Source organism: Vibrio sp. S234-5 (genome assembly GCF_000960595.1).
Taxonomy (GTDB): Bacteria; Pseudomonadota; Gammaproteobacteria; order Enterobacterales; family Vibrionaceae; genus Vibrio.
In genome coordinates this window covers 1-25,961 of the sequence record NZ_JZAM01000200.1, presented here as the reverse complement: position 1 = coordinate 25,961, position 25,961 = coordinate 1, and the positions used below count along the sequence as shown (strand labels likewise).

Genomic DNA, 25,961 nt, shown 5'->3' with positions numbered 1-25,961 from the left:
CGTCCCTTAAGTCGTCCCCAATGGCTTGTAGCGTTTTTGTACTGTGCTGTTTCCTGCAAAAGGAAGCTAAAACCGGATGAATCAGTATCGAATGAGAAGAGCTTGTGGGACCCATTTTTACATTAAATACAGTAGGATCCCCATGCAAGATTCTGTTATTCAATTCAGTGATTTAGAACTGAATGATTCTATCCTTTCTGCTCTAGAAGGAATGGGCTTTGTTTCTCCAACACCAATCCAAGCAGCCGCTATCCCACATCTACTTCAGGGCGTAGATGCGTTAGGCAAAGCACAAACAGGTACAGGTAAAACCGCTGCGTTTTCTCTTCCTCTGCTAAACAAACTGGACCTAGCACAACGTAAGCCACAAGCTATCGTGCTAGCACCAACTCGTGAGTTGGCTATCCAAGTTGCTGCAGAGATGAAAAATCTCGGCCAAAACATCAAGGGACTGAAAGTTCTCGAGATCTACGGTGGTGCTTCTATCGTTGATCAAATGCGCGCACTGAAAAATGGTGCTCACGTCATCGTGGGTACACCAGGTCGTGTTCAAGACCTGATTAACCGTGAGCGTCTTGACCTAAGTGAAGTTCACACTTTCGTTCTTGACGAAGCAGACGAAATGCTAAATATGGGTTTCGTTGATGACGTGACCGAAATCATGGAACACGCACCATCCAGTGCGCAGCGTGTCCTTTTCTCGGCAACGATGCCTCCAATGCTGAAAAACATTGTTGAGCGTTTCCTGCGTGAGCCAGTCACGGTTGACGTTGCGGGTAAAAACCACACGGTTGACAAAGTTGCTCAGCAATTCTGGGTCGTAAAAGGCGTAGAGAAAGACGAAGCAATGTCTCGTCTGCTTGAAACTGAAGAGACCGATGCGTCGATCGTATTCGTTCGTACTCGTCAAGATACCGAGCGTCTGGCGGATTGGCTAAGCGCGCGTGGCTTCAAAGCAGCGGCGCTACACGGTGACATTCCTCAGTCTCTGCGTGAGCGCACTGTTGATCACATTAAACAAGGTGTGATCGACATCCTTGTTGCAACTGACGTTGTGGCACGTGGTCTTGACGTTCCTCGTATTACGCACGTATTTAACTACGACATCCCGTTCGATGTGGAATCATACATCCACCGTATCGGCCGTACTGGTCGTGCTGGACGTCAAGGTAAAGCGATCCTGTTGGTTCGTACTAACCAGATCCGCATGCTACGCACCATTGAGCGAGTGACGAAATCTTCGATGGAAGAGATCCAATTGCCACTGCGCGATCAAGTTGCAACGGCTCGCCTGAACAAGCTGGCCGCTGAACTGGCAGCAGAAACGGAGCACAAAGCGCTAGACAAGTTTGCTGAACTGGTTGAAAAGCTAGAAGAAACGCTAGAAATCGATTCTTCAGTATTGGCTGCGATTCTGCTCAAACGTCAGCAAGGTAAACGCCCGCTGTTTTACGTTGGCGAAGACCCAATGGTTGAAGCCGTTGAACGCGAAAAACAACGCCGTAAAGATCGCCGCGAAGGTGGTCGTGAGGGCGGTCGTGAAGGTCGTGAGGGCGGTCGTGAAGGCCGTCGTGAGAGCTTCAACAACCAAGATTGGGATACTTACCAGTTGCAAGTTGGTCGTGATCAAGGCGTTCAGGTTAAAGACATCGTTGGCGCAATCGCAAACGAACTTGGCCTAGGTAAAGGTTCTATTGGCGCGATCAAACTAGCGCAAGAGCATACCTTTGTTCAGCTGCCAAAAGCGATGAGCACACAAGCAGCCAGCAAACTTCGTAAGCTGCGCATCCGCCAGAAAGAAGTCGGCGCGGTAGTGTGTGATTTCGAAGATTTCGGTGAGCCACGCGCTCGTCGTGAAGGTGGTGCACGCCGTGAAGGTGGCTACCGTGGTCAGCGCGAAGGCGGTCGCGAAGGCGGTGCTCGTCGTGAAGGCGGTTTCCGTGCTAGCCGTGAAGGTGAGCGTCGCTTTGACCGTAACCGTGGTGGTGATCATCGTGGTAACTATCGTGGTGAACGTGGCCATAGCCGCAGCAACAGTAACAGCAGTAGTCGTCGCGAAGAAGCATAAGATTGTAGAAAACCGGGTTTCGACCCGGTTTTTTTTCGTCTGTGCGTTTTTTCGTCTGTAGTCGGCCTCTTTGTCGGCAAGTTGCAGCACCGCCCCGAAATGCTTAAGCATAAAGTGGCCATTCATCTCTCTGCCTTTTCTATCAATCAATTCATTTCTTGCTGCGATGTTATGCATTTCTGATTCCGCCCTTTATATTTTTTACGCCTCTAATAAAATCAAAACCTGTTCAAGATCAACAAAAAATCAGCGTTTAAGCCGTTTTAACTAAAAGATAGTTGAAAGATTAAAAAATTATTGAATAATGACCTGTAGATTAAGAGAACCGCGCAAATGCGTTGTACCCAGCTCCCGCTCCACAACAGGAAACATACTCCATGTCTAATTCGTTCGTACTAGTGATCAACTCAGGTAGTTCTTCTCTCAAATTTGCCGTTATCGACTCGGTCTGCGGTAATGCGGTGTTGAGTGGATTGGGTGAGTGCTTTGGCTTGGCAGACGCTCGCATGAGCTGGAAATACGCTGGCGAGAAAACGGAAATTGCCATTGAAGGGGAAGGAAACCACCATAAACTTGCTATTGGCAAGTTGGTTGGTTTGACTGAAGAATTAGGCCTTACGCAAGATATCGTCGCCGTCGGCCACCGTATCGTCCATGGCGGTGAGAAGTTCACTAAGACAGTGCGGATCAACGAAGAAGTCACGGCTGAGATCGAAAAATTGGCCGATCTTGCGCCGTTGCACAATCCGGCGGGTGCGATTGGTATTCGTGCCGCGATGGAAGCCTTCCCAGCGTTGCCGCAATTTGCGGTGTTTGATACCGCGTTCCACCAAACTATGCCTAAACGTGCTTTCACTGGCGCGATTGCGAGCGAGCTGTACACTGACTTTGGGATCCGTCGTTACGGCTTCCACGGCACCAGCCACTATTTCGTTAGCCGTGAAGCGGCCAAGATGCTCAATAAGCCGGTCGAAGCGTCGAGTTTCATTTCTGTGCACCTTGGCAATGGTGCTTCTGTTTGCGCGATTAACAACGGAAAATCGGTGGATACCTCAATGGGCTTTACCCCATTGTCTGGCCTGATGATGGGCACACGCTGCGGCGATTTGGACCCTGGGATAATCGAATACCTGCTGAAGAAAGGCTGGTCGCAAGAGAAAGTGTTTAACTCACTCAACAAAGCGTCTGGCTTCTTGGGTGTGTCCGGCCTAACCAGCGACGCTCGTGGCATTTTAGAGGCGATGGAGCAGGGCCACGAAGGGGCCACATTGGCATTCCAAGTGTTTACCTACCGCGTCGCGAAGTATATTGCCTCTTATCTGGCTGCGCTTGATTCTTTTGATGGCATTATTTTCACTGGTGGCATTGGTGAAAACTCACTGCCGATCCGCCGCGAGATTCTGCAAAACCTCAAACTGCTTGGTTTTGTCGAAGATGAAAAAGGCAACGAAGAGGCTCGTTTTGGCAAGGCTGGCGTGATTGCCAAATCAGAACTACTCAACGCAGTAGCGTTGGTGGTGCCAACCAACGAGGAATTCGTGATCGCCCAGCAATCGGTTGAATTGCTGTAATTAATAACAAAAACAGATAGTTAAAAGCGAGCTTGGTGCTCGCTTTTTTTACTCGCTATGTTGGGTAGACCATTGCGAAGGATGTGCATGGCGACACACCGCTTACCCATTACATCGACTTCTGCAATTCATTTTTTGCCCTAAGTTAGTGGGGTTAGGGTTGGCTTGGTTGTGTCCCAAAATGCGCCACACCCTAAGTCAGAATTTATATAATCATTTAGCGTTTGAAGTACAAAGACAATAATTATTAAAAGACAAGGTCTGACCTCGTTTTTCTTATTTTTTGTTTGACAAGTACAAAGTGCCGATAGAGAAATTAATTTATTGCTATAGATTACGAACTACCACATTTAAAGCTTATTATATAGAATTGAAGCTTGCAGTAGCTTTCCCGCTTGCGTCAACTTCTAATGGATAAAACTTGAGAGCATCAGATTTGGGAAGGCTTTTTCGTTGAGCTACAGAACGAATAGGAGCTCGTACTGTCCGATCCGTTTTTTTATGGTAACAAACATATTTCGCAATATAGTTCTCTAATATGTCAAGTTCAGGATGTTCTAGCATGATGATACTCTTAATATAATCAAAAAATAGTTTGCTTGCTTGTAATTGTTTAAAGACAGCCTCACGCTTGGGAACTTCTGATTTTAAGTCTCCAAAGTAAACATAACAGATTGAACCTAATATACGAATAATTATGAAGTCACAACGTTTATTGTAGGTATAACCGTCATCTTTTGTATAGTCGTTAAGAAGTGGAGAGTATTTTGCAATATCTCCGCTACCTACATCAAACGTAAGGCAAATATCATTCTCACCAAGATCTTTTAAAATAACCTCTTTGAGCTTTGCAGATGGGTCAGTTTCTTTTATTTTTATACATCTATGTCCCCTTAATGATGGGGGGTCAAAATCTCTAAATGAGCATTCCTTAATTAGAATCTTTTGTAGACAAGATTTAGGCACATTATACTCCTAACTCATCATAAAGTTCTTCTTGAAGCTTATTTGCATTGATTATAATTTCGTCAAATATTTTAGTATCTATGCCAGAAGCCATCACATCCATTGGAGTCACTCGACCTTCCGAGTTAACGCTATAAGCACTAATTTGCTCTTTCTTTAAAAGATCTTCTTCAATCATGTTGTGTTGCGTCATAATTGAACTTTTGCTAGGTAGATCATGGCTTAGCATTACTGCGTTATTAATTTCTCGAATCAAATAATCGCTGTGTGTTGTAATAATTACTTTAATTCCAGAGTTTGCAATTCTCGCTAAAACTTTCGCCATCAACCTTTGGTTATCAGGATGTAAGTTGAGTTCTGGTTCGTCAATTAATAGGACATCACCTTTTTGAGCAAGTGAGTTAACATACAAATCAATCATGAATAGTGACTTGATTGAAGATGAAGTAATTGTTATTGGTAATTGATGACTGTTATCATTGGCTGAGAAAACTAAGTTACCTGACTCTACAGAAAATTTCCCTTTTACTATTTCTAGAAGAGCATCCGAAACATATTTGTGTTCAATAGCTAAATAACTTTTTTTCTTCAGTTCTTTTTCTGCATTTCGAACTGCAATTAGGTTTTTTCGAACAGGAACGGCTAAGTTGGCCCTATGTCCGAAAGTGAGACTTGATATTTCTCGTAAAACCCCCTCTACTTCGTGTGAGTCAGTTGCTTCCAAAAGCTCTTCGATCTTGTCTTTTATCGTTAAAGTTGTTCCATCTATATCCTTTTGAAACACTAGGCTACCAACACGCTCTGATGTAATAACAAAAGGTCTGAGTACGGATTCCATAACACCGATATTAATGCTAATAATATGGCGTAAAAGAATATTAACAATCGAAGTTATAGAAAGATCAGATCCCTCTCCTGTGTTATCTTCTACAATATCATCACTAATTAGGTAGAAATGCTCATCGCCTTCTTTAGTCATTAATCGTAATTTTTCACCCGATAAACCAATGTTATAACTCATTTCTAGAATGGCACTAATCATTTCATCAATATAGTCTTCTGAAACCTCTGATGTGATACTCGATGCCCTAAATGTGTCTGGGTAACTGTTGAAGGTTAAGTGAATTTTTTTATTACTCTTATTAATTAATTCGGCAACAAGAGCGTTTAAATACTCACGAAATTTAGCTGATTTAACACTAAACTCGGTGTCTCCTTCATTTAAGAAGGTTGAAGCAGAAGCAGAAGGGAAGTCCATAGGATCCCATCTTGGCTGACGTAAGCTAGTTAAATGATGATAAATAGAGTATGAAAGCCAAGTCTTTGAAGAACTATTAGGCCCACAAATGATAGTTAGATCTTTCAACTCTATGGTTGCTTTATCGATCTTACCCAATTTGTTGATATAAAATTCCATTGATACTCTCTAACTATCTAAGCTGAAATTGTTGCCATGATACATTACACAGCGTTAAGTGGCCAGGAATGCTACCTACCTGAACGTATTGTACTTTAAATACAAGACGATATTGAACCTAAAACGACAAACGTTGTGAGTCTTCTTTAAGTTTTAGTGTGTCGATGTTTTTAGTATCTTCTGCTTCACAACGCTCGCAAGTTGATCAATACCTTGTATGCCGAATAGCACGATATAACTGACCGTGCCTATCAATATTTTCCATATTTGAGTTAATTTTTCTTTTGCAAAAGTAATAGAACCGCTGAATCACTTCTGTCCAAACAGAAGCGATACTAATCGCCGCCCAACCAACGAAGAATTCGCGATTGTCCGGCAATCGGTTGAGCTACTGTAATCTTATCGAGTTTAACATCAGGGAAAGAGATGCGAGTCCGGAGCTCGCTTTTTCTCTAGTTGAGCGGGACATCTGCTCAATGCGGTTGCGGCTTATACCTTTCTTCCTGAGTAGTGAATAATGTCGTGGAACACGGCATTCGTCTCTCCTATGTTTTTGTAGCCATGAGCTTGGTTGGCATTAAAGCGCACCGCTTGCCCCGGGCGCAATGTGTGCCATTCGCCATCAAACAGGACCGCCATTTCGCCAGCAATACATAGAATGTGCTCGGTCACACCAAGATTGTGCGGTTCAGACTCGTGCTGATAGCTGGGCGCTAAGGTGAGCTCGAATACCTCAAACCCCAGCGCTGGCTCAAACGGAAACAACAAGCTGACAAAGAAGCCAGCATTGTATTCCTCGCGCCTTAGCTCGTTTGCATCTCTGAAAAGATTGGTGAGTTCATGGTTCGAACTCATGGAGATAAAACTGGAAAACGACACATCAAATCCTGAGGCGATCTGCCACAGTTTCGCGACGGTCGGGCTCGATTCACCGCGTTCTATTTGCCCAAGCATGGCTTTACTTACGCCAGTTGCTTGCGCGGCTTTATCTAAACTCCAACCTTTTTCTTGCCGAAGGCGTTTTAAGTTATCGCCGACTTTGATTTCTGTTTGCATATTTTTTCAACAAACTCCTTGTGCGTTATAGCGCACAAATGCTAGATTAAATTGCATGGACGTTATAACGCACATTGGGGTGAATTAACATGACTAAGCTAAAACTTTCTCACATCAGCACCGGCTTTATCGCCGTTTTTATTGGCTACGCAAGTGCAGCCGCGATAATTTTTCAAGCCGCAAGCAGTGCTGGCGGGAATGAAGCGCAAATTGCTTCTTGGTTTTGGGCGCTGGGGATAGGTATGGGAGCCAGCACGATTTTGCTCTCATGGTTCTACAAGATGCCAATCGTCACCGCGTGGTCCACACCGGGCGCGGCATTGTTAATCACCTCCCTTGACGGGTTGACCATGAATCAGGCCATCGCCGCGTTTTTGTTCAGTTCTCTACTGATTACCTTAGTTGGCTTGGCCGGGATAGTTGAAAAAGTACTAAAGCAAATCCCAACCGCCATCGCAGCGGCGATGTTGGCCGGAATATTATTGCAATTTGGTTTGGGCTTGTTTGAAGCGCTCGTGGAAGAAGGACAAGTTGTCTTGGTGATGTTAGCGATGTTTATTGTGGCAAGAACTTGGCTAGGAAACTTACTGGTCCCGAGTATTTTTCTCGTCGCGCTGGGGCTCTGTGTCGCGATGGGAAAACTCGATGTCAGTGAGGTCACGATGGGGTTGACCACGCCGACCTTCATAGCTCCGGATTTTGATTTCTTCTCGTTGGTCAGTGTTGGAATACCCTTGTTTATTGTCACCATGGCCTCGCAAAACTTGCCGGGATTTGCAGTATTGAAAGCCAATGGTTACCAAGTCGATTCCTCCAAAATCATCACAACGACAGGTTTGGCCGGGCTGTTATTGGCTCCGTTTGGTGGTTTTGCTTTTAATTTGGCCGCCATCACAGGCGCAATTTGTATGGGGCCAAATGCGGATGAAAACCCGAAAACACGTTATATGGCGGGGATTTCGATGGGCGTATTTTATCTTTTAGCGGGCATTATGGGCATGTCATTTGTTTCCATTTTTAGCGCCGTCCCAGCCGCCGTGGTGATTGCGATTGCAGGGCTAGCGGTGATGCCCACCTTAATGAACTGCTTATCGGTATCGATGGCAGACAGCCACTGCCGAGAGCCTGCACTGTTTACGTTTCTGTTCACCGCTTCTGGCATTAATTTACTGGGGATAGGCAGCGCTTTCTGGGGAGTATGTCTGGGGCTGATTTGCTACTGGCTATACAATTACAAAGCCAGCATGACTAGGGCAAGTGACACGTCATCGACCCAGTAGTTTTTACTGTTAAGTGCATGCGCATCACAAATTTGCGTCATACCTGATGCGCAGAAAATTTTGCTGACCGAGATACCTTGGTTTACGAGGGAATGAATATCGGATCTGCTGTTACGCTAAAAATCAAAACACTGACACTTAGCCACCCATACATCTCAAATCCTAATGTTCGCTAGCGTACAGTCCATGAGTATAACAACCGATACAATAACTCACACCCTAGCGAGCAGTTTACTGGATGGCCTCAGACTCAATCTATTTATTAACAAAAGGCTTTAGGATGACGGGACACAAAGATACAGATGTTGAACACCTCGGTACGATAGTTTCAGTCCACGGCAGTGTGATTGAGATGCGCTTCGAGCACCAATTACCACCGATACTCAACTTGCTGCGAACAGGGAAAAACGACCAAATAGCGATCGAAGTGCTTTCGCACACCGATGCATTTCATGTTAGGGGTATTGCTCTCACTCCGACTCAAGGGCTTGAACGTGGAAATCCAGTAAAAGATACGGGGGGACCACTGAAAGCACCGGTGGGTAAGCCAATTTTATCGCGTATGTTTGATGTTTTCGGTCACACTACAGACCAAGGTCCTGGCTTAACAGAGAATGTGCAATGGCGCTCAGTTCACAATGCGCCCCCAACTTTGTTACGTCGCTCAACCCACTCAAAAATTTTTGAGACTGGCATTAAAGCTATCGATGTACTAACTCCACTGGAACGCGGAGGTAAAGCGGGTTTATTCGGTGGTGCTGGCGTGGGTAAGACGGTACTGCTGACCGAAATGATCCACAACACGGTCAGCGACCAAAAAGGCGTCAGTATTTTTTGCGGTATTGGCGAACGCTCACGTGAAGGTGAAGAGCTGTATCGTGAAATGGAGGCCGCAGGCGTGTTGCCAAACATGGTGATGATCTTTGCACAGATGAACGAACCGCCCGGTGCTCGATTTCGTGTCGGGCATGCGGCGCTAACCATGGCTGAGTATTTCCGTGATGAAGAGCATCGCGATATTTTGCTGCTGATCGACAACATATTTCGCTTTATTCAAGCGGGTGCCGAAGTGTCAGGATTGATGGGACAAATGCCGTCTCGATTGGGGTATCAGCCAACCATGAGTTCTGAGCTGGCAACGCTGGAAGAGCGTATTGCTAATACTGAAAATGGCTCTATCACGTCTCTGCAAGCGGTTTATGTCCCTGCGGATGACTTCACTGACCCTGCCGCAGTGCATACTTTTTCGCATCTCTCCGCGTCTATCGTATTGTCACGAAAACGTGCTAGTGAGGGCCTATTTCCAGCGATTGATCCTATGCAATCAAACTCAAAAATGGTGACGCCCAGCATTGTCGGGCTGTATCACTATGACCTAGCCCAATCCATTCGTCGTACCTTAGCGCAATATGCCGATTTGAAAGACATCATTGCTATGCTCGGATTAGAGCAATTATCTGCCGAAGACCGAAAAATTGTTGCTCGTGCGCGTCGGTTAGAACGTTTTCTTACCCAACCTTTTTTCACCACCGAACCCTTTACCAACCTAAGCGGTAAAATGGTCAGTCTCAAAGATGCATTAGACGGCTGTGAACGCATTTTAGCTGACGAATTCAAAGACATGCCTGAAAGTGCGTTGTATATGATCGGTGCGATCAGTGAAGCCAAAACGAAAGCAAAATCCCGCGCTAGCAAAAATTCAAGCACTGAATCAAAAGAACCACCAAAAAATGAGGCGAATTATGACGTTAATGACGCTTAAGGTGCTATTGCCCTTTGACATATTCGCCAGTGAAACCAATGTCTCTCGCATTGTTATTGAGACCATCACCGGTTCCTTCGGCTTATTGCCATCACGTTTAGATTGCGTGGCCGCTTTAGCTCCCGGTCTTCTCTACTTCGTTGATAAAGCGCAGCAAGAAGTGTTTGTGGCATTGGATGAAGGTGTACTGATCAAAACCAAATGTGACGTGGTGATTTCGGTACGGCGAGCAATACGCAGTCAAGACTTAGCTCACTTGCAGGAAGCGATTAAACAGCAATTCCTCACACAAGATGTCGAAGAAGTCGCATTAAGTGCTGCCATGGACAAATTGGAAATGGGCTTCATGCGACGATTTGCATTACTAAATGAGTCCTAATGATGAAAAAAGGCCATAAGAATACTCCTCCAAACTCCAGCTATGACGACGCTAAGCTAGTGCAGAAATTAGCTGAAAAAGTATGGCGTAGGCGTAAGGCGCGCAGCAGCACATTAGGCGTCTGGTTCGGACTTGGAATGATGGGCCTGATTGGTTGGTCAATTGCAGTACCAACGATACTCGGGGCAGTCCTTGGTTTATGGCTCGATCAGCATTACCCCAGCCATTACACCTGGGCTTTGGCACTTATCATAGCAGGACTGACTATCGGCTGTTTGAACGCTTGGCATTGGATCGCTCTCGAAAACCAGTCGATGCACGATGATCAGAAAGAAGAAGAGGAGAAGGAAAAGGATAATGACTCTACTCAATAATCTCAGCTGGTTACTCAGTAATATCGTCGCTTTGATCGCAGGAATGGGACTTGGCGTGATATTTTTCGCCAGCCTCTGGTGGTCGGTGAAGCGCTGCACTCAATCAACGACGCCCCTACGCTGGTTCATCAGCAGCTTCATTGCACGCACTGTTTTTGTTTTGGCTGGTTTTTATCTCATCGGTGCCGGACAGCTACTGAAGTTCGGAATGTGTTTATTGGGGTTCATACTGGCTCGTGTCATTATCCTGCGTAGCAACGGCTCATCCATCAAGCTCAAAACACCTATCGCCACACGCTACAAATCAGCAAGAATTAATGCACGAGGTAAACCTCCATGCGCCTAACACCGGACTCTTGGATATTCTGGCAGTACGGCTTCTTTACCCTGAATGCAACCATACTGTTCACTTGGATATTAATGGCGCTACTGACATTGTGTGCGGCGTTGATTACTCATCGTCTGACCACAAACCATCCGCATTCAGGCTGGCAGAACTTATTAGAAATCGTGGTGACGGCTATCATCAGTCAAATCAAGGATGTGGGCTTAAACAATCCAAGCCAGCACATTAGCTTCCTTGGTACTCTATTTCTGTTCATCGCAACCGCAACAATAGCGACGGTGATCCCGGGCTATGAACCACCTACAGCATCACTATCGACCACAGCAGCTCTGGCTTTATGTGTGCTGGTCGCTGTTCCGTGTTTTGGCATATCCAGTCAAGGGATAAAAGCGTACCTGAAATCTTACATGCAACCGACAGCCATCATGTTGCCATTTAACTTAATTAGCGAAGTGTCACGCACAATGGCATTGGCTGTGCGCCTTTTCGGCAATATGATGAGCGGCGCAATGATCATCGCGATTTTGCTTTCGATCACCCCCTTCATCTTTCCTATCGTCATGACTCTTTTAGGTCTACTGACTGGAATGGTACAAGCCTATATCTTTACTATTTTGGCTACGGTTTATATCGCAGCAGCCAGCAGCAGCACCGCTGACAAGCATACCGTAACCAAAGCTCCTTCCTAACCCAAAGCCCATTCCTAAACTAAATCAATCGCTCATATTTTTAACTCCATACACTAACCCAATAACACAGAGGTACCCACTATGGACGCTCTCACTTGGATCGCAATCGCTTCTATCATTATGGCCGGACTCACCACAGGCTTCGGTACTATGGGGCCTGCTCTTGCGGAAGGTCGAGCGGTTGCCGGGGCGCTAACTTCACTGGCTCAGCAGCCTGATGCTTCGGCCACCATCACCCGTACGTTATTTGTTGGCCTTGCGATGATCGAATCCACCGCTATTTATTGTTTTGTGGTGTCAATGATCCTCATCTTTGCCAACCCATTCTGGAATGCGGCACTGGCTGCGGCCAGTCAGGCATCAGGTCAATAAATCATGATCATTGATTGGGTAACCGTTGGCGCACAAGTGGTTAACTTTATTATTCTGGTGTGGTTGATGAAACGCTTTTTATATCGCCCAGTACTGAATGCGATTGCTGACCGAGAGAGTAAAATTGCAACGCAATTAGCCGATGCTGCCGCCACGAAGAAGAAAGCACACAAACAGCAAAGTGATTTCGAGGAAAAGAACAAAACCTTTGAACAGCAGAAAGACACCTTGTTAAAAAAAGCGACAGAAACAGCAGCCAAACAGGCAGAACAAATACGTAACGAGGCCATTCAAGCTGCGGATGAACTCAGTGCTGCGCGCCACAAAGCAATATTAGCTGAGACGGAGCAACTGCATGCGGATATCGCTCGGCAAATGCAACGCCAAGTGTTCGATATCACCCGCCGAGTGCTGAAAGATCTAGCGGACGCGAGTATCGAGCAACAAATAGGCGAAGCTTTCATTCAACGCTTAAAAAATATCGACAACACAACGCTGGCATCCTTTGCTTCATCGCTTATGGCCTGCAACGAACAAACACCCGCCCTGGTTCGCAGTACCTTCGAGCTTCCGAGTGAGTTACAAAGTCGTATTCGCTCTGTATTAGAAGAGCGTTTTGGACAAACTATTGCATTGACGTTTACAACCACGCCAGAGCTCATCAGTGGTATTGAACTGAGCACTCAAGAACAAAAACTGGCTTGGAGTATCGCCGATTACTTACAGAACGTATCTTTAAACCCATTGGGGAATTCTGATACACCGGATTCAAAGGCGACGATATGAATACCACCACAGCCCACAGAGCTGGCGTTAACTTGCAGAGCATTTTTGAAGAGGCATTAGCCAATATCAACCAACGTTTACAAACGTTCAAGCCGCAACTAATACCCAAAGAAGTGGGCAGCATCGCCAGTGTTTCAACGGGAATAGCTCGCGTGCACGGATTACAGAACACCAGCTCGGAGGAACACTTATTGTTTCCCGGAGGCCTTTCTGGCATTGCATTCAACCTTAATGAAGAGAGCATTGATGTTGTGCTGCTCGGTGATTATGCACATCTACAAGCCGGCGACGAAGTGCAACGTACTGGTCAAGTGATGAATGTGGCCGTCGGCAGCGCCTTACTAGGAAGAGTGATCAATCCACTCGGCAAACCGCTCGATGGCTTAGGACGAATAACCACCGATCAGAGCCTGCCAATTGAGCGTCCCGCCACGGCAATTATGGAGCGCGCTGCGGTCACTGAGCCCCTGCAAACGGGAATTAAAGTTATCGATGCTCTGATCCCAATTGGTCTTGGCCAGCGAGAATTGATCCTTGGCGATCGCCAAACGGGCAAAACCGCCATCGCCATTGATACCATTTGTAATCAGCGTGGTAAAAACGTGCTTTGCGTTTACTGCTCTATCGGCCAACGTGCATCAGCGGTTGCAAAAACCGTCGCCAAATTACGTGAAAAAGAGGCGATGGACTACTGCGTGGTGGTCGTGGCAGAAGGCAACGAAGCCCCTGGTCTGGCTTACATTGCGCCCTATGCAGCGACGAGTATTGCTGAATACTTCATGGAAAATGGGCAAGACGTACTCATCATCTACGACGATCTCACTCACCATGCGCGCGCCTATCGTGAGCTGTCGTTACTGCTGCGCCGCCCTCCGGGTCGAGAAGCTTTTCCCGGCGACATTTTTTATATCCATTCACGAATGTTAGAACGTGCCACTCACCTGAGTGATGAGCGCGGTGGCGGCTCAATGACCGCTATGCCGATCATCGAAACGGAGGCACAGAACATTTCTGCCTACATTCCGACTAACTTGATATCCATCACCGATGGGCAAATTGTGCTATCACCATCGTTATTCGAACTGGGAGTACTTCCAGCGATTGATGTTGCACAGTCTGTGTCACGCGTCGGTGGTAAAGCACAACGAGCCGTCTACCGAGCCGTTGCAGGAGACTTAAAACTGGCCTATGCACAATTTGAAGAACTGGAAACGTTCGCTCGCTTCGGTGCACGGCTCGACGAAGAGACTCAACGATCCATCGTCCACGGTAAACGCATCCGATCCTGCTTAGGGCAGGCCGAATTTTCCCCAGTTCCCATTACGGCGCAAATCGCCATTCTATTGGCCCTAAATGAAGATTTATTCGATAGCGTCCCTCTTGAACAGATGGTGGCTGCTCAGCAAGCCATCACCAATGCGGCGAATAACCTAACTGATGACCTTAGCCAACGCATTATCGCAGGTGATAAATTGACCGATGCCGATCGTAAAAGGCTCACTGATATTGCACGAAAAGCAATAGCCACTTTCCAACCAAAAACCGACAACACGGCTGCACAACAATCCCAAAAAGCAAACGAAGAACACAGCACAGACACTCATCCTAAGCACTCAACCAATACATAGGAAGCGTTATGAAAACCCAAATTCACGCACATCACCGTACCCACTTACGCTAATGGCCACAACCTTAACGGCACTGCGCCGTCAAATAGCGAGTGCGGGCGATCTCAAGTCGGTTGTAAGAACCATGAAAGTCTCAGCCGCCTCTGCCATTGGGCAGTATGAACGTTCTGTCGCCGCACTTGCCGATTACGCCAACACGGTCGAGCTCGGCCTCAGTGTTTGCCTGCGATCAGCTACCGTTGAGAATTCACCGGTGCCATTGTTGAAATTACAGCATGACATCGTGAGGCACATCGTGATCTTGGGTTCTGATCAGGGGCTGGTAGGCCGGTTCAATGAAAGCGTCGTGCAGCATGCCATCATCGAACTAACCAAAGAAAAGTCCACGTTAATAACAACCAAAGTGTGGGTCATTGGCGAACGCGCTCATGCTAGGCTTATCGATGCGGGGATTACCCCTGAGGGCTGTTTTTCACTGCCCAATTCCGTCGAGCGCATAACCCGACTTGTTGGTGAAATTCTGCTTAAGGTTGAACAGCCTGAAGGCACCAACATGGCTGAAACGCAGTCAACGGCGCTGATCCTGTTTTACAATCGCCCCGTTTGCTCTGGCTACCAACCCGTCAGTCAGCAGGTATTACCACTTGACGAAAACTGGCGAAGCGGGCTGACTCACCAAGCATGGCCCACCACTCAATTACCGGAAGTTTTGGGAAACAGCACGCAAACCTTGTGCGCATTTCTTCGTGAACACCTGTTTGTCTCGCTGTTTCGTGCGTGCGCAGAATCCTTGGCCTGCGAGAATGCCTGCCGCCTTGCAGCGATGCAACGAGCCGACCGAAACATCGGCGAATTATTAGAACAGCTGCAATCTCGATTTCATCAGTTACGTCAAAGCGGTATCGATGAGGAACTGTTTGACGTGATCTCAGGCTTTGATGCTTTGTCGGCCGATGACGTTCTCTGAACTCTGTTTTCTCGTTATTGCTTTTCTAAGTACGTTGTCGAACAGACCACCTCTGACCCCAAAGTTATGATCTCAGGCAGAAGAATCTCAGACCAGTGAAGGGCTGTGGTTTCGCGTCTAGACACTATTCTTGCCATGTTCAAAGGAAATGAATCTATGCGGAACAATTGCGTTAATCCCGAACCAATCACACCGCCAGAAGCGACCGATGACGTCGATGTTGGTAATCCTTCAGCCTTATCTAAATGGGGCCTTAGGTTATTTTGATTGCCTTAATAGATAAATGTAAAAAAATCGCTCCACATAAGCGGAGCGATTACTTATAAGTAAGAAAGCTTTATTAGGAATGAGAGTGGTCTATAAAATCCTTGACCTGTTTTTCTGCTTCAGCGAGGCTAATTGCATAGTGTTCCTGCACTAAACCCACTAATTTTTGCTCATGTCCTTCAGACTTAAGCCGCTCATCTTCAGTTAACTTTCCCCAAGCAATCTTGGCTGCACCGATCTGCTGTTGCCATTGACCTTTCACTTGATCTTTATTCAAAAGATTCACGATACTTTGACTTCATCTTTATTCGGCTTGGTTTTATCTACGGTCGCACCGGATGTCTCTTTACTCGATTTAGTCTCGTTAGGCTTAACATCTTTACATTGTTCATTTTTTTTGTGCTCCTCACCCAAATTGCCGCTAGCGTCCCGCTCATTAGGCTTAGAAGTTGCGATATTGGTCGTTTTCTTATCCTCAAATTTCTGACTATGTCCAGGCGCTTTATTTTGACTTTCAGAAGTATTTGAATTAATTGGCTTGTTCATGGTGACCTCTTTAGATTAACCGGAACACGCGAAATTGCGTTGAACCAGTAAAGTTACTATCTCACCTTAGCCAGTATGGGTCTGTACGTTGGAGCACTTAGCCTCAATAGCTGTCCAAAAAATGCGCTATAAATCATTTGGGATAATTAAGCAGACGATCAGTTTCTTTCTTGACAACGACGTAACATTCACAGCTCAAAGCCTCAAGTGCTTGCCGATCCAATACGGTAATGTGCCCACGGCTGTACTCAATAACGCCCTTGCGTTGCAATTTGCCAGCAGCCTCAGTAACTCCCTCACGGCGTACTCCCAGCATGTTAGCAATCAATTCTTGGGTCATAGTTAACTGATTGTTTTGCAAGCGATCTAGTGATAATAACAACCAGCGACAAAGTTGTTGATCAATAGAGTGGTGACGATTACAAACCGCTGTCTGTGCCATTTGTGTAAGTAATGCTTGTGTAAAACGCAGCATCAACACCATCATCTCACCGTGACGATTGAACTCCTCCTTGAAGAGACGTCCTTGGAGCCGATAGGCATAGCCAGCACTTTGCACAATGGCACGGCTTGGCGTACTCTCACCGCCCATAAATAGAGCAATACCAACCATTCCTTCATTTCCCACCACAGAGATCTCCGCAGAGGCACCACTTTCCATCACATACAACATAGAAATGATTGAATTGGTTGGAAAATAGACATGACGAAGAATATCTCCAGATTCATAAATCACCTGACCCAACAGCAGTGGCACCAGTTCAAGCTGAGGAAAAATTCGTTTCTGGACTTCATCAGAAAGCTGAGCGAGCAAGTGGTTATGTTGCGGCAGGGGTAATTCGAGCATAACAAGCGTCCTTTCCGAAATGACTCTATTCTTGCTATTGTATACCTCGGAAAACATCGCTACTACCAACTTTATAAATCGTTCCTTGGTCGTTAAACAAGATCATTGATCGCTCTTTAACTTCGTAGTGCCTGTGAACCGTTTCCTCCCAAGCCGTTTTTGAGGTGCTCCACAAGCTGGTTACGCTTATCCCAGCAAGTAGCAGGGCCGAAGTGCTTGCTATCGCCAAGAAACAGCAGTTAAGCCACCCCAAAATGCCTCTCACCAACAACGAAGCGATGGTTGCCGCGGCTTCTATTCAACGGAAAATCAGTTACGGCACAACCTCGAATGCAGGAGACCAGTTCTGAGATAGGCTGGACTCGCTCGTAGAAACATGCAAAAAGAGGCCAATATCTTTGCGAGAGACTCTCACTCGTATAGTGACTACGGTAATGACACGACAGACATACCTAAATGTGCCCGATCTTAACGAAACCAGCTTTTACACCAATGCTTAGTCAATAGCCTGTTGGTGAGCGGTTACAATTTTTAGAGCGCTCTCCAAATTATACAGGAGCAAGACAATTCAGTTCGCCCTTAAAGAAATGTTCAAAAAAACACCCCACACGAATCATCAAAGTATGATAGTGTGTTGATCTCCTTCCTGCTTAGCAGGGACTACTTTTCTTTTCCGAACTCACCTCTCGGCATTCCTTAGTTGCCCCTTAAGCTTGATGAACCCAGCGATAAAGCAGATAGTCTCTAGACAATCTCTTTAAGTACATCAACTAATTTATAGTGAATGGATCAATGAATACTGACGAACATGATTTTTTTAATCTTTTGAGCGATATTATTTTACTCAAATTTTCCACATTAACAGCATGGGAAAAGAATTTTATTTCGGAGTTACACCACAAAGCCGTTACAAAACTACCTATATCAAGTAAACAAAAACAATGTGCTTTGAAAATTTTCACCAAATCTAAGAAAGCGAAAATCGCTAAATTTCCTATCAGAACATAACTAATGTTCTTTTGCCAGCTCATAATATGAATGATAGATAGGTATTATTTAATCCGTTACGTTTAATTTAACTTGGATAGAAAAGAAGAGGTTTGATTATGTTGGTGATTTTTAGCTGCAAAAATCATGCAAGCGTCATTATGTTTGGTGATATTGCCCAAGAAATGATAAGAATGATGGGCCACAGTGGAACAGTGCCAAGTGCTATTCTGTCACCAAATATTCCTGAGGCATTGGAAAAATTAAAAAGTGCTCTTGAAAATGAAAAAATCCAATACCTTAATAACATTGAAACACATGAAGAAGATGAAGGCTCAGAGCAACCTGTTTCTATTTTTATTCGAGCCTATCCATTGCTTGAATTACTAAACTCAGCAGCAGAAGGAGAATGTGACGTTATGTGGGATACTCTGTAATTTAATGAAAAGTCAATAAATTGTGCGAATGCATTATTCATCATCTATTGTCATTTCTCATTTAATAGGTAGTAGATAAATATTTTCCATGTTATTTCATCATACTAGTCCATAGATGAACTTTAAGAAATTTTGCGTTTTTCTCTAGCAGAAAAATACCGCAAAAATATACAGCCAATCACAGCAGAAACGATAGACGCTAAGAATATACCCAATTTGGCTGCGTTAATTTGGCCAGAGTGATAAGCTAATTCTGCTATGAATAGTGCCATCGTAAAACCAATACCTGCCAACATTCCGCCACCTAAAACCATTCCCCAATTCAAATTTTCAGGAAGTATTGCTATCTTGAGCTGGACGGCTATCCAACTAAACAAAGTAATCCCTATGGGTTTACCACAAACAAATCCAAAAAAGACAGCAAGCGTAATTGAAGATGTTATATTCGCACCTTTGAGCGACACGCCCGCATTAGCAAAAGCAAACAGTGGTAAAACAATAAAACCCACCCAAGGATGAAGCAACATCTCTAAACGCTCGACTGGTGAAAGCGTTTCACGTGCTGCTGCGGCAGCGGTTCTTAATGTCTCACCTTCTATTTTATCGCCACTCCACTGCTTCATTGGGGAAGATGACACTATGGTATCCATAAGTATGGAAAGATGTTGTTTACTCATCCATTTATTTGTAGGGGTTAATAGACCAAGAGCCACGCCAGTAATCGTTGGATGTATGCCCGACATATCGATCACCAACCATATTGCTCCCCCGACAATAGAAAAGAGCACAATACTGCGAACCCCCAAAAAACCCATAACTCGAATAATAATAAAACCCACCAATGCATAAGTTATGGCCAACCCATCAATAGCATCTCCGTAACCAATAGCAACAACAAAGATAGCTCCTATATCATCCACAACCGCCATGGATAGCATGAATACACGCAAGCTGCTTGGGATACTTCGCCCTAAAAGTGCTAAACATCCAATCACAAATGCGGTATCCGTTGCCATGACCGTCCCCCAGCCGTGCTGTCCAGACTCACCAACTTGTATAAGCAAATATAAAAGAGGAGGCACCAACATTCCTCCAAGCGCAGCAGCAATGGAAAGAATAGCTAATTTTGGGCTACGAAGCTCGCCTAGCACTAACTCACGTTTAAGCTCCAAGGCAATGAGAAAGAAAAACAAGGTCATTCCAGCATCATTGATCCATTTGTGTAATGAGCGTTCAAACACGAAATCACCGACAGTAATCCCTACCGAGATTTGCCAAAATCGAGAAAATTCTTCACTTAACGGTGAATTAGCTAATAAAACAGCTAATAATGTTGAAACCAGCAGTGCGATACCAGCGGTAGATTCAATATGCATAAAGCGGTATATTGGTTGTGAAATCCAATCAATATACTCACTGGGTAATCTTGTCATATTATTTTGTGATATTTCGTTTCTTTTATTCATAGGTTGTCACCGTATGTTTAAATATTTCCTCATTGCCAGTATGGAAATTAGAAGTTCACTATCGTACATAAAACCTTATATACAGATGACGACTAAATTTGGCTGTATATACTGAGAAATAAATTCAATTCTATAGATTATGCACTATAAAAATAATAAGATTCGATGTGATAATCACACCGATCTTCTGGACACTCTCTGAAGCACATATCCACTAATTGATTTAATACCCACTGAAACGTACTTAGACAGTGATGGAATCTAAATCTAACTCTGGAAATATGTTAACAATCATTTCAATTAGATATTCATCAGAAACTGTAAATAGTTCCGCTACTGGACGGTGATATTTTTCTGTGTAATTTGAGATAACATCAGTGATCGATTGCTCATCTAATCCTTGGCTGTTCAACATGATGCCAATTACTGGAGCACCTGAAAACAGTTCTATTAACTCTATTTCGGAACCCAATTCAGGCATCAAGTATTGTTCACTACCGCTCAAGTATACCCTCGTCGGAGAATGCTGAAGGATTACAGCATGTGGCTGCGAGCCACGGATAATCGACGCGCTAGTACAAAAACAAGGATGACCTAATGCACCTTGTCCCTCAATCACAAAGACGTCAGGCCCTTCCTCTTCATAGGCTTCCACAATGATGGCTTCTAGCTCCCCAACACAATATTGTAAGGGTATGGCTTCAAGCGCGACACCGTATCGCGTACCTTGGATTAGCCCCGTCTGCCCTGTTGTAATCATTACGACATTTAAACCGTATCTTTCTAGTACTTTCGTCAACGCCAATGCGGTGGTTCGTTTACCAATAGCGCAATCTGTACCCATGACTAAAATTCGTGGGCAAAGCACTTTTTGGATACGGTTTGAAAATAGCTCAAGCTTATCTATTGGTCTTGGTTTAATCACATCAATAATGCGGACACGATTCTTTTTGGCCGCTTCGACAAACTCAGGATCATCCGTTAAAAATTCATGCAGGCCAATGATAATGTTCATTCCCAATCTCATTGCCGTGAGAATCAACTGTCTTTCGACGAGAGACAAACGTCCGCTTTCTGGTGAGAGGCCATAGATGAAGTAATCAGGTATCCAATCAGAAACCGCAATAGCTTGGCTTAGACTAGGACAAATGGGGATACCATTATCATGCCCGTAAAGGTAAGCACCGCTGTCTTGGCCAGCCTTTGTGCTATCAATGACGGATACGATCTTAAACCGATTTGATTCACGTACGAGGCCGTTGGTTGTTTTACCTCTGGATTCTCCAAAGAAACCTTCACAATATACGGTCGCTGTTTCTCTCTGAGATCTTAATAAACTTGGTTTAGGTAGCGCTTTACTTCTGGGTAAAGAATACAAGCTCTCAGATGTGATAAGTCTTGAACCGAGTTTGTTTGTTGATTGTGACATTTTTACCTAACTTAGTTAGGCTTAGAAGGGCAAAATGGAAGGATAATTAGTCCAGAGTCAACACCGTGTCCCACTAAGCTGTGGGGTTTTCAAAGTCCACACTATCACTACTCGTTAAAGTTAGATACTCAGGATTGGTTAATTTTTAATCAATTTTAATTTCAACGCCGTCACTTTTCTGTTGAACTAGGCTTACATACTTCTTCATCAGTGACTGATCTGCGCCTATATTTTTCAGTACATTGTTTTGATTCATCGATGAACAACATAATACGTAGTTGATTTAACGATCTCTCTATTTATTCTGTTAAGTTAAATATTATTCTTCGTTGCTTAGAATCGATGTCTTTCACGATAATTTTTACTTTATTACCTAGCGTGAACGTTTTTTTTGGGCTAGAGATCTTTTGTCTGATAGCATCGAATTCAAAATCGCCATTTTGAAAACTAGATAAGGGTATTAGGCCCTCAACTCGGTTTTCCTCCAGTTCTACAAAAACGCCAAAGTGTGTAACACCAGAAACACTCCCGATAAAGGTTTGTCCAATAAATGGCTTCATATAGTGGCATTTCAATGCTGATTCCACCTCACGGCTTACTTCATCAGCTTGACGAGCCTGATTCGAGCAGTGAATACTTAGCTGTTCTATCTCTTTTACGTCGTAAGGGTAGTTTTGCGCAACGCCTGTGAGCTTGCGTATAGATCTGAGCTTAATGAATAGACTACGTAACTTACCAATATTTTGTTCACGAAGCTTAGCACGGATGGCTCGGTGAACAAGTAAGTCAGGGTAACGACGAATTGGAGAAGTAAAGTGTGCATAAGCGTCATATGCTAAACCAAAGTGCCCCATGTTTTTAGGAGAGTATTCAGCTTGGCTTTGAGAGCGCAGTAGTAAAGTGCGGATTATTTTATACTCATCCACATCTCGAGCTTGATCTAATAGCGAGTTGTAGTCGTGAGACGTTGGTTTATCGCCACCAGCTAACGTTAGCCCTTTATCTGCGAGTAACATTCTTAATGAAGTCAGCTTTTTCATCTGAGGCCCAGAATGTACACGGTATAGACTTGGTATCTTATTTAGTCCTAAAAATTGCGCAGTAGCAACATTTGCGCACAACATAAACTCTTCGATCATTCGGTGAGCATCATTTCGAATAACAGGAACGATTGAAGCAATTTTCTTGTTGTTGTTTAACTTAAAAGCGAGTTCTTCTGTGTCAAAGTCAATCGCTCCGCGAATTTTACGCTGATAAGATAAACTCAAATATAAGCGATGAAGATTCACCAGATGCTGAGCGATGTTACTTTTAGCATTGCTGTTTTGGTATTTTATTTTCGCCGAAGGCTGCGTAACAATGCGGTTCGCTTCCTCGTATGTCAATCGAGCATGAGAGTGGATGATGCCTTCAGAAAACTCTGAATTTAGCATTAGACCTTCGCTATCAAAGGTCATCTCACATACCATCACGAGCCTGTCTTCATTAGGATTAAGCGAACATAAACCATTTGATAACGACTCTGGTAACATCGGCACAACACATCCAGGGAAGTAAATAGACGTTGCACGTGACTGGGCTTCAAGATCTAAATGATCGTTTGGCTGAACATAATGAGATACGTCTGCAATGGCAACAAATAGCTTCCACTGACCATTGTCCATCGGATATCCATAAACAGCATCATCAAAGTCTTTTGCATCGTCACCATCAATGGTAACAAAAGGTAAATCTCGATAGTCCACCCGCGACGTCTTATCTTTTTCTTCTACCCGAGTACCAAATACAGACGCAGCATCAAGTACTTCTTTATCCCATTTGTCATTGATTTCATAACGACGCAAGGCTAATTTTACTTCTATGCCTGCTTCTCCCTGACGCCCCAATACTTCTATAACTTCAATAGCGGTAGACTGTCTATGGTCAGGATAAGCATTGACTTTACAATGGACGAGCTTACCGACATTTTTAGCAATCAATTCATTTGGAGTGACAAAAATGGTTTGAGTGAGTTTCGAGTTTTCTGGCAATAGATAGAATTTGGAGCCTTGTCTTTTTAGCAAACCGGTTATATGAGTTGTTTTGCGTTCCACAATTTTGATGAACCGATGGTTGGAACGGCCTTGTTGCAGCGAATAGCTTTTCAAAACCATTACGATGTCACCATCGAATACATGACTCAGTTGATGTTTGGGTAAGAATAGGTCTTTCTCACTGTCGTCGTAGGCTAGAAAACCAAAGCCGTCTGCATGAATACTGATCTTGCCAGTAACTAAAGCCGCTTGATCAACTTTCTTGTAGCCTTTTCTTCGATTGAAAATAAGCTGACCATCACGTTCCATTGCTCTTAAGCGTTTTTTTAAAGCATCTTTCTCGGGTTCTTCATTCAAACCTGATGAATCAGAAATTTGTTCATAGCTTAAGTAGTTTTTAACTTTGTCGAATAGGCTAAGAATAAAATCTCTGCTAGGAATTACATTGTTATATTTAGTGTAATTTAGTGATTGAGCGGATATATTTAATTTCATTTATTTTTCTCTTTATTCGCCAATCGCTTTTTATATAAACCTATTTATATGACAAAGCACTAGACGAAATGATGCATTATTGAATAATGTTATTTATTATGTGGGTGTTTATTAAAATTTTGCCAAAGATATATACTGAAATTACTTATTAGATAGGTCTACTTGCGTTGCAAAGTGAGGTAAATCTCGACTTTTAAGTAACTTAGGTATATAAAATTTTGATGATAAACAGAAAACAGAAGAGAGAGGAGGCATCAACGGATGCTGATGCCGTGTAGTCTATTACATTACGGTAACTTGGCCTGCTTGCAAACCTTTTTTGCCTTGCTCAACAACGTAAGATACTTTTTGGCCTTCTAAAAGCGTTTTGAAGCCAGTTGAGGTAATTGATTGGAAATGAACAAACAAGTCTTCACTACCATTCTCTGGAGAAATAAACCCGAAGCCTTTAGTTTCGTTGAACCATTTTACTGAACCAGTTAATTTGTTAGACATAGATACCTCTATATTGAAATTTTTAATAATTAAGCTAATAAGCGCTATTGTATGATTTAGAGATATGTATTTTTTCGCAGAAACGCAAACGAGAATTCGATGAAGAACTGAGAGAAATTTGATCTGAAAATAATTAAATAGCTCTTTTCTTAAGAGCTGATGAACAGTATACCGACAAATCAAGTAAATGCTAGCTTTTTATTTTTTGACTGTTCTAGCGTTGATGTACGTAGAGAATGTTAGATCCTATAAATTTTGAGTTGTACCGCGCTTATAGCGGTAGACAAGGGATATCGCATAAGTGTGCAATGCGGCGGCAAATGTTAACGCCTCAATATACCCCCCCGTTAGCTCGATTTACCGGAGGATATGAGTTAACAAGATGGCTTTCTACCTATACTTTTAAAAAACACAGAGGTTGACATGTCGGAACACAACAAAAAACCAAATTACACAAAAAGACTTACTGAAACTGCTGTTCGATCAAGCGCAGCACAACGCGACGCGTGAAGAAGTTAAAGCATTGGACGATAAGATTGAGTTGGGGTTCCGGCGTAGAACCCCAATATTAAGATCTAAGATGTTAAATGGAGATTGATTGAATTTTAACCAAAAGATCCAAAGTTTGCGACAAAACCTAAATAATATATGTGAACTATATCGATGATTTTATGATTATAAAATCGATTAATGGGGATTTTTCCCACCGTAAACAATTTGTCCAACATAACCAATGGTTTTATCGTGGATAATAATCAGCCACGGCCCACTATTTTTCTTCAACTTTATATTTAATATGGTTATCTCTGTTTTCCCATATCGGAATATGAAGTACTGGCAGCCCGAGGTTATGTAGCTCGGCTTCCGTCGTGCTGGTGACTTCTATTCCCCAAGTAGTGAAAAACTCAGTGAGATTAAATCCGCTGGTTTTACTCGTCTCAATAAAAAATTGTTGTATTTTTTGACTATTAGACAATGCCTGCATATTAATGGAGCTTTCTCGGTAATTAACGGCTAGTTTTTGATAAAAATCCTCTCCGAAAGTAAGATCTAACTGCCAGAACATTCCAAGCTTAGCCCAAACACTTAATGCACTGAAATTTTTGATATCTTTGCTTAGATAAGGGAAAATTTCCTTATCCCATGTGCCTTTAGATTCCAGTACTGGTGCCAGGGCAAGATCATGAACATTTCTTGTACAACGCAAGGTTAAATTTGACCTGAAGCACGGTCTGTGATCTTATGCTCTTCTTTTGGGGAGCGACCATGAATATTAATACCATCAAAGCGCATTTCAG

The 25,961-nt window shown here is 43.9% G+C and carries 25 protein-coding genes and 1 pseudogene; 15 read left to right on the top strand and 11 right to left on the bottom strand.

Annotation, left to right across the window (positions count from 1 at the left end; genetic code table 11):
• The first annotated feature begins 142 nt into the window (after positions 1-142).
• Together UF06_RS10455 and UF06_RS10450 are read left to right on the top strand one after the other, a co-directional pair.
• On the top strand, positions 143-2,068 hold the full coding sequence (locus UF06_RS10455; protein ID WP_045570407.1) for a DEAD/DEAH box helicase: 1,926 nt from the start codon (positions 143-145) through the stop codon (positions 2,066-2,068).
• Between the two features lie 377 nt (positions 2,069-2,445).
• Positions 2,446-3,639, top strand: coding sequence for an acetate/propionate family kinase (locus tag UF06_RS10450; protein WP_045570406.1), 1,194 nt, complete (start codon positions 2,446-2,448; stop codon positions 3,637-3,639).
• A 360-nt stretch (positions 3,640-3,999) separates the two neighbouring features.
• On the opposite strand, the gene UF06_RS10445 is transcribed toward UF06_RS10450, so the two are convergent.
• From UF06_RS10445 to UF06_RS10435, 3 genes are all read right to left on the bottom strand, one after another.
• Positions 4,000-4,605 (bottom strand): hypothetical protein, encoded by a 606-nt coding sequence (locus UF06_RS10445; RefSeq protein WP_045570405.1) that lies wholly within the window; start codon positions 4,603-4,605, stop codon positions 4,000-4,002.
• Between the two features lies 1 nt (position 4,606).
• Positions 4,607-6,022 carry an AAA family ATPase gene (locus UF06_RS10440; protein ID WP_045570404.1) on the bottom strand — a complete coding sequence of 472 codons (1,416 nt, stop codon included), beginning with the start codon at positions 6,020-6,022 and terminating at the stop codon, positions 4,607-4,609.
• Between the two features lie 489 nt (positions 6,023-6,511).
• Positions 6,512-7,078 (bottom strand): XRE family transcriptional regulator, encoded by a 567-nt coding sequence (locus tag UF06_RS10435; RefSeq protein WP_045570403.1) that lies wholly within the window; start codon positions 7,076-7,078, stop codon positions 6,512-6,514.
• A gap of 89 nt (positions 7,079-7,167) precedes the next feature.
• On the opposite strand from UF06_RS10435, the gene UF06_RS10430 reads away from it, so the two are divergent.
• The 10 genes from UF06_RS10430 (at position 7,168) to UF06_RS10385 (ending at position 15,661) form a co-directional block, all read left to right on the top strand.
• On the top strand, positions 7,168-8,358 hold the full coding sequence (locus UF06_RS10430; RefSeq protein ID WP_045570402.1) for a benzoate/H(+) symporter BenE family transporter: 1,191 nt from the start codon (positions 7,168-7,170) through the stop codon (positions 8,356-8,358).
• A gap of 280 nt (positions 8,359-8,638) precedes the next feature.
• Positions 8,639-10,120 (top strand): F0F1 ATP synthase subunit beta, encoded by a 1,482-nt coding sequence (gene atpD / locus UF06_RS10425; RefSeq protein ID WP_045570401.1) that lies wholly within the window; start codon positions 8,639-8,641, stop codon positions 10,118-10,120.
• Complete coding sequence (locus UF06_RS10420) at positions 10,101-10,499, top strand: F0F1 ATP synthase subunit epsilon (RefSeq protein WP_197541314.1); 399 nt, start codon at positions 10,101-10,103, stop codon at positions 10,497-10,499. Before atpD ends, UF06_RS10420 begins: the two co-directional genes overlap by 20 nt.
• Positions 10,499-10,873, top strand: coding sequence for an AtpZ/AtpI family protein (locus UF06_RS10415; RefSeq protein ID WP_045570400.1), 375 nt, complete (start codon positions 10,499-10,501; stop codon positions 10,871-10,873). Before UF06_RS10420 ends, UF06_RS10415 begins: the two co-directional genes overlap by 1 nt.
• Positions 10,857-11,219, top strand: coding sequence for an ATP synthase subunit I (locus tag UF06_RS10410; RefSeq protein ID WP_045570399.1), 363 nt, complete (start codon positions 10,857-10,859; stop codon positions 11,217-11,219). Before UF06_RS10415 ends, UF06_RS10410 begins: the two co-directional genes overlap by 17 nt.
• Positions 11,210-11,908 (top strand): F0F1 ATP synthase subunit A, encoded by a 699-nt coding sequence (locus UF06_RS10405; protein WP_045570398.1) that lies wholly within the window; start codon positions 11,210-11,212, stop codon positions 11,906-11,908. The genes UF06_RS10410 and UF06_RS10405 overlap by 10 nt, the downstream gene beginning before the upstream one ends.
• Before the next feature lie 81 nt (positions 11,909-11,989).
• Positions 11,990-12,280, top strand: a complete 291-nt coding sequence (locus UF06_RS10400) for a F0F1 ATP synthase subunit C (protein WP_045570397.1) — start codon at positions 11,990-11,992, stop codon at positions 12,278-12,280.
• A 3-nt stretch (positions 12,281-12,283) separates the two neighbouring features.
• Positions 12,284-13,066: a F0F1 ATP synthase subunit delta gene (locus UF06_RS10395; RefSeq protein ID WP_045570396.1), complete on the top strand. Its 783-nt coding sequence runs from the start codon at positions 12,284-12,286 to the stop codon at positions 13,064-13,066.
• Positions 13,063-14,694: an alternate F1F0 ATPase, F1 subunit alpha gene (locus UF06_RS10390; RefSeq protein WP_045570395.1), complete on the top strand. Its 1,632-nt coding sequence runs from the start codon at positions 13,063-13,065 to the stop codon at positions 14,692-14,694. Before UF06_RS10395 ends, UF06_RS10390 begins: the two co-directional genes overlap by 4 nt.
• A gap of 52 nt (positions 14,695-14,746) precedes the next feature.
• Positions 14,747-15,661 (top strand): F0F1 ATP synthase subunit gamma, encoded by a 915-nt coding sequence (locus UF06_RS10385; protein ID WP_045570394.1) that lies wholly within the window; start codon positions 14,747-14,749, stop codon positions 15,659-15,661.
• 340 nt (positions 15,662-16,001) lie between these two features.
• On the opposite strand, the gene UF06_RS10380 is transcribed toward UF06_RS10385, so the two are convergent.
• The 3 genes from UF06_RS10380 to UF06_RS10370 form a co-directional block, all read right to left on the bottom strand.
• A complete protein-coding gene (locus UF06_RS10380) occupies positions 16,002-16,205 on the bottom strand; it encodes a CsbD family protein (protein WP_045570466.1) in 204 nt (67 codons plus the stop codon).
• Between the two features lie 5 nt (positions 16,206-16,210).
• The gene (locus UF06_RS10375) at positions 16,211-16,474 is read right to left on the bottom strand and encodes a hypothetical protein (protein WP_045570393.1); all 264 of its coding nucleotides are present in this window, start codon (positions 16,472-16,474) and stop codon (positions 16,211-16,213) included.
• Positions 16,475-16,607: 133 nt separating this feature from the next.
• On the bottom strand, positions 16,608-17,321 hold the full coding sequence (locus tag UF06_RS10370) for a Crp/Fnr family transcriptional regulator (RefSeq protein WP_045570392.1): 714 nt from the start codon (positions 17,319-17,321) through the stop codon (positions 16,608-16,610).
• 254 nt (positions 17,322-17,575) lie between these two features.
• On the opposite strand from UF06_RS10370, the pseudogene UF06_RS27700 reads away from it, so the two are divergent.
• The 3 genes and pseudogenes from UF06_RS27700 to UF06_RS10360 form a co-directional block, all read left to right on the top strand.
• Positions 17,576-17,821: pseudogene (locus tag UF06_RS27700) on the top strand (IS66 family transposase); the annotation flags it as partial.
• A 292-nt stretch (positions 17,822-18,113) separates the two neighbouring features.
• Positions 18,114-18,329, top strand: a complete 216-nt coding sequence (locus tag UF06_RS10365; protein ID WP_045570391.1) for a hypothetical protein — start codon at positions 18,114-18,116, stop codon at positions 18,327-18,329.
• Between the two features lie 98 nt (positions 18,330-18,427).
• Positions 18,428-18,745: a DUF1840 domain-containing protein gene (locus UF06_RS10360; protein ID WP_045570390.1), complete on the top strand. Its 318-nt coding sequence runs from the start codon at positions 18,428-18,430 to the stop codon at positions 18,743-18,745.
• 122 nt (positions 18,746-18,867) lie between these two features.
• On the opposite strand, the gene nhaA is transcribed toward UF06_RS10360, so the two are convergent.
• The 5 genes from nhaA to UF06_RS10335 form a co-directional block, all read right to left on the bottom strand.
• Positions 18,868-20,211 carry a Na+/H+ antiporter NhaA gene (gene nhaA, locus UF06_RS10355; protein ID WP_045570389.1) on the bottom strand — a complete coding sequence of 448 codons (1,344 nt, stop codon included), beginning with the start codon at positions 20,209-20,211 and terminating at the stop codon, positions 18,868-18,870.
• 244 nt (positions 20,212-20,455) lie between these two features.
• Positions 20,456-21,640 (bottom strand): DUF1611 domain-containing protein, encoded by a 1,185-nt coding sequence (locus UF06_RS10350; protein WP_045570388.1) that lies wholly within the window; start codon positions 21,638-21,640, stop codon positions 20,456-20,458.
• Between the two features lie 299 nt (positions 21,641-21,939).
• Complete coding sequence (gene rnr / locus UF06_RS10345; protein ID WP_045570387.1) at positions 21,940-24,168, bottom strand: ribonuclease R; 2,229 nt, start codon at positions 24,166-24,168, stop codon at positions 21,940-21,942.
• Positions 24,169-24,450: 282 nt separating this feature from the next.
• Entirely contained in the window at positions 24,451-24,663 is a 213-nt protein-coding gene (locus tag UF06_RS10340) for a cold-shock protein (RefSeq protein ID WP_045570386.1), read from the bottom strand.
• 769 nt (positions 24,664-25,432) lie between these two features.
• A complete protein-coding gene (locus UF06_RS10335; RefSeq protein WP_045570385.1) occupies positions 25,433-25,870 on the bottom strand; it encodes a M60 family metallopeptidase in 438 nt (145 codons plus the stop codon).
• Positions 25,871-25,961 lie beyond the last annotated feature (91 nt).

Excerpts from the sequence above, each read along its gene's own strand:
- UF06_RS10385 (WP_045570394.1), top strand. The coding sequence starts at position 14,747 with ATGGCCACAACCTTAACGGCACTGCGCCGTCAAATAGCGAGTGCGGGC.
- UF06_RS10395 (WP_045570396.1), top strand. The coding sequence starts at position 12,284 with ATGATCATTGATTGGGTAACCGTTGGCGCACAAGTGGTTAACTTTATT.
- UF06_RS10430 (WP_045570402.1), top strand. The coding sequence starts at position 7,168 with ATGACTAAGCTAAAACTTTCTCACATCAGCACCGGCTTTATCGCCGTT.
- nhaA (WP_045570389.1), bottom strand. The coding sequence starts at position 20,211 with ATGAATAAAAGAAACGAAATATCACAAAATAATATGACAAGATTACCC.
- UF06_RS10405 (WP_045570398.1), top strand. The coding sequence starts at position 11,210 with ATGCGCCTAACACCGGACTCTTGGATATTCTGGCAGTACGGCTTCTTT.
- UF06_RS10390 (WP_045570395.1), top strand. The coding sequence starts at position 13,063 with ATGAATACCACCACAGCCCACAGAGCTGGCGTTAACTTGCAGAGCATT.
- rnr (WP_045570387.1), bottom strand. The coding sequence starts at position 24,168 with ATGAAATTAAATATATCCGCTCAATCACTAAATTACACTAAATATAAC.
- UF06_RS10360 (WP_045570390.1), top strand. The coding sequence starts at position 18,428 with ATGTTGGTGATTTTTAGCTGCAAAAATCATGCAAGCGTCATTATGTTT.
- UF06_RS10365 (WP_045570391.1), top strand. The coding sequence starts at position 18,114 with ATGAATACTGACGAACATGATTTTTTTAATCTTTTGAGCGATATTATT.
- UF06_RS10435 (WP_045570403.1), bottom strand. The coding sequence starts at position 7,078 with ATGCAAACAGAAATCAAAGTCGGCGATAACTTAAAACGCCTTCGGCAA.
- UF06_RS10440 (WP_045570404.1), bottom strand. The coding sequence starts at position 6,022 with ATGGAATTTTATATCAACAAATTGGGTAAGATCGATAAAGCAACCATA.
- UF06_RS10350 (WP_045570388.1), bottom strand. The coding sequence starts at position 21,640 with ATGTCACAATCAACAAACAAACTCGGTTCAAGACTTATCACATCTGAG.
- UF06_RS10375 (WP_045570393.1), bottom strand. The coding sequence starts at position 16,474 with ATGAACAAGCCAATTAATTCAAATACTTCTGAAAGTCAAAATAAAGCG.
- UF06_RS10400 (WP_045570397.1), top strand. The coding sequence starts at position 11,990 with ATGGACGCTCTCACTTGGATCGCAATCGCTTCTATCATTATGGCCGGA.
- UF06_RS10415 (WP_045570400.1), top strand. The coding sequence starts at position 10,499 with ATGATGAAAAAAGGCCATAAGAATACTCCTCCAAACTCCAGCTATGAC.
- UF06_RS10420 (WP_197541314.1), top strand. The coding sequence starts at position 10,101 with ATGACGTTAATGACGCTTAAGGTGCTATTGCCCTTTGACATATTCGCC.
- UF06_RS10370 (WP_045570392.1), bottom strand. The coding sequence starts at position 17,321 with ATGCTCGAATTACCCCTGCCGCAACATAACCACTTGCTCGCTCAGCTT.
- atpD (WP_045570401.1), top strand. The coding sequence starts at position 8,639 with ATGACGGGACACAAAGATACAGATGTTGAACACCTCGGTACGATAGTT.
- UF06_RS10410 (WP_045570399.1), top strand. The coding sequence starts at position 10,857 with ATGACTCTACTCAATAATCTCAGCTGGTTACTCAGTAATATCGTCGCT.
- UF06_RS10450 (WP_045570406.1), top strand. The coding sequence starts at position 2,446 with ATGTCTAATTCGTTCGTACTAGTGATCAACTCAGGTAGTTCTTCTCTC.
- UF06_RS10455 (WP_045570407.1), top strand. The coding sequence starts at position 143 with ATGCAAGATTCTGTTATTCAATTCAGTGATTTAGAACTGAATGATTCT.
- UF06_RS10340 (WP_045570386.1), bottom strand. The coding sequence starts at position 24,663 with ATGTCTAACAAATTAACTGGTTCAGTAAAATGGTTCAACGAAACTAAA.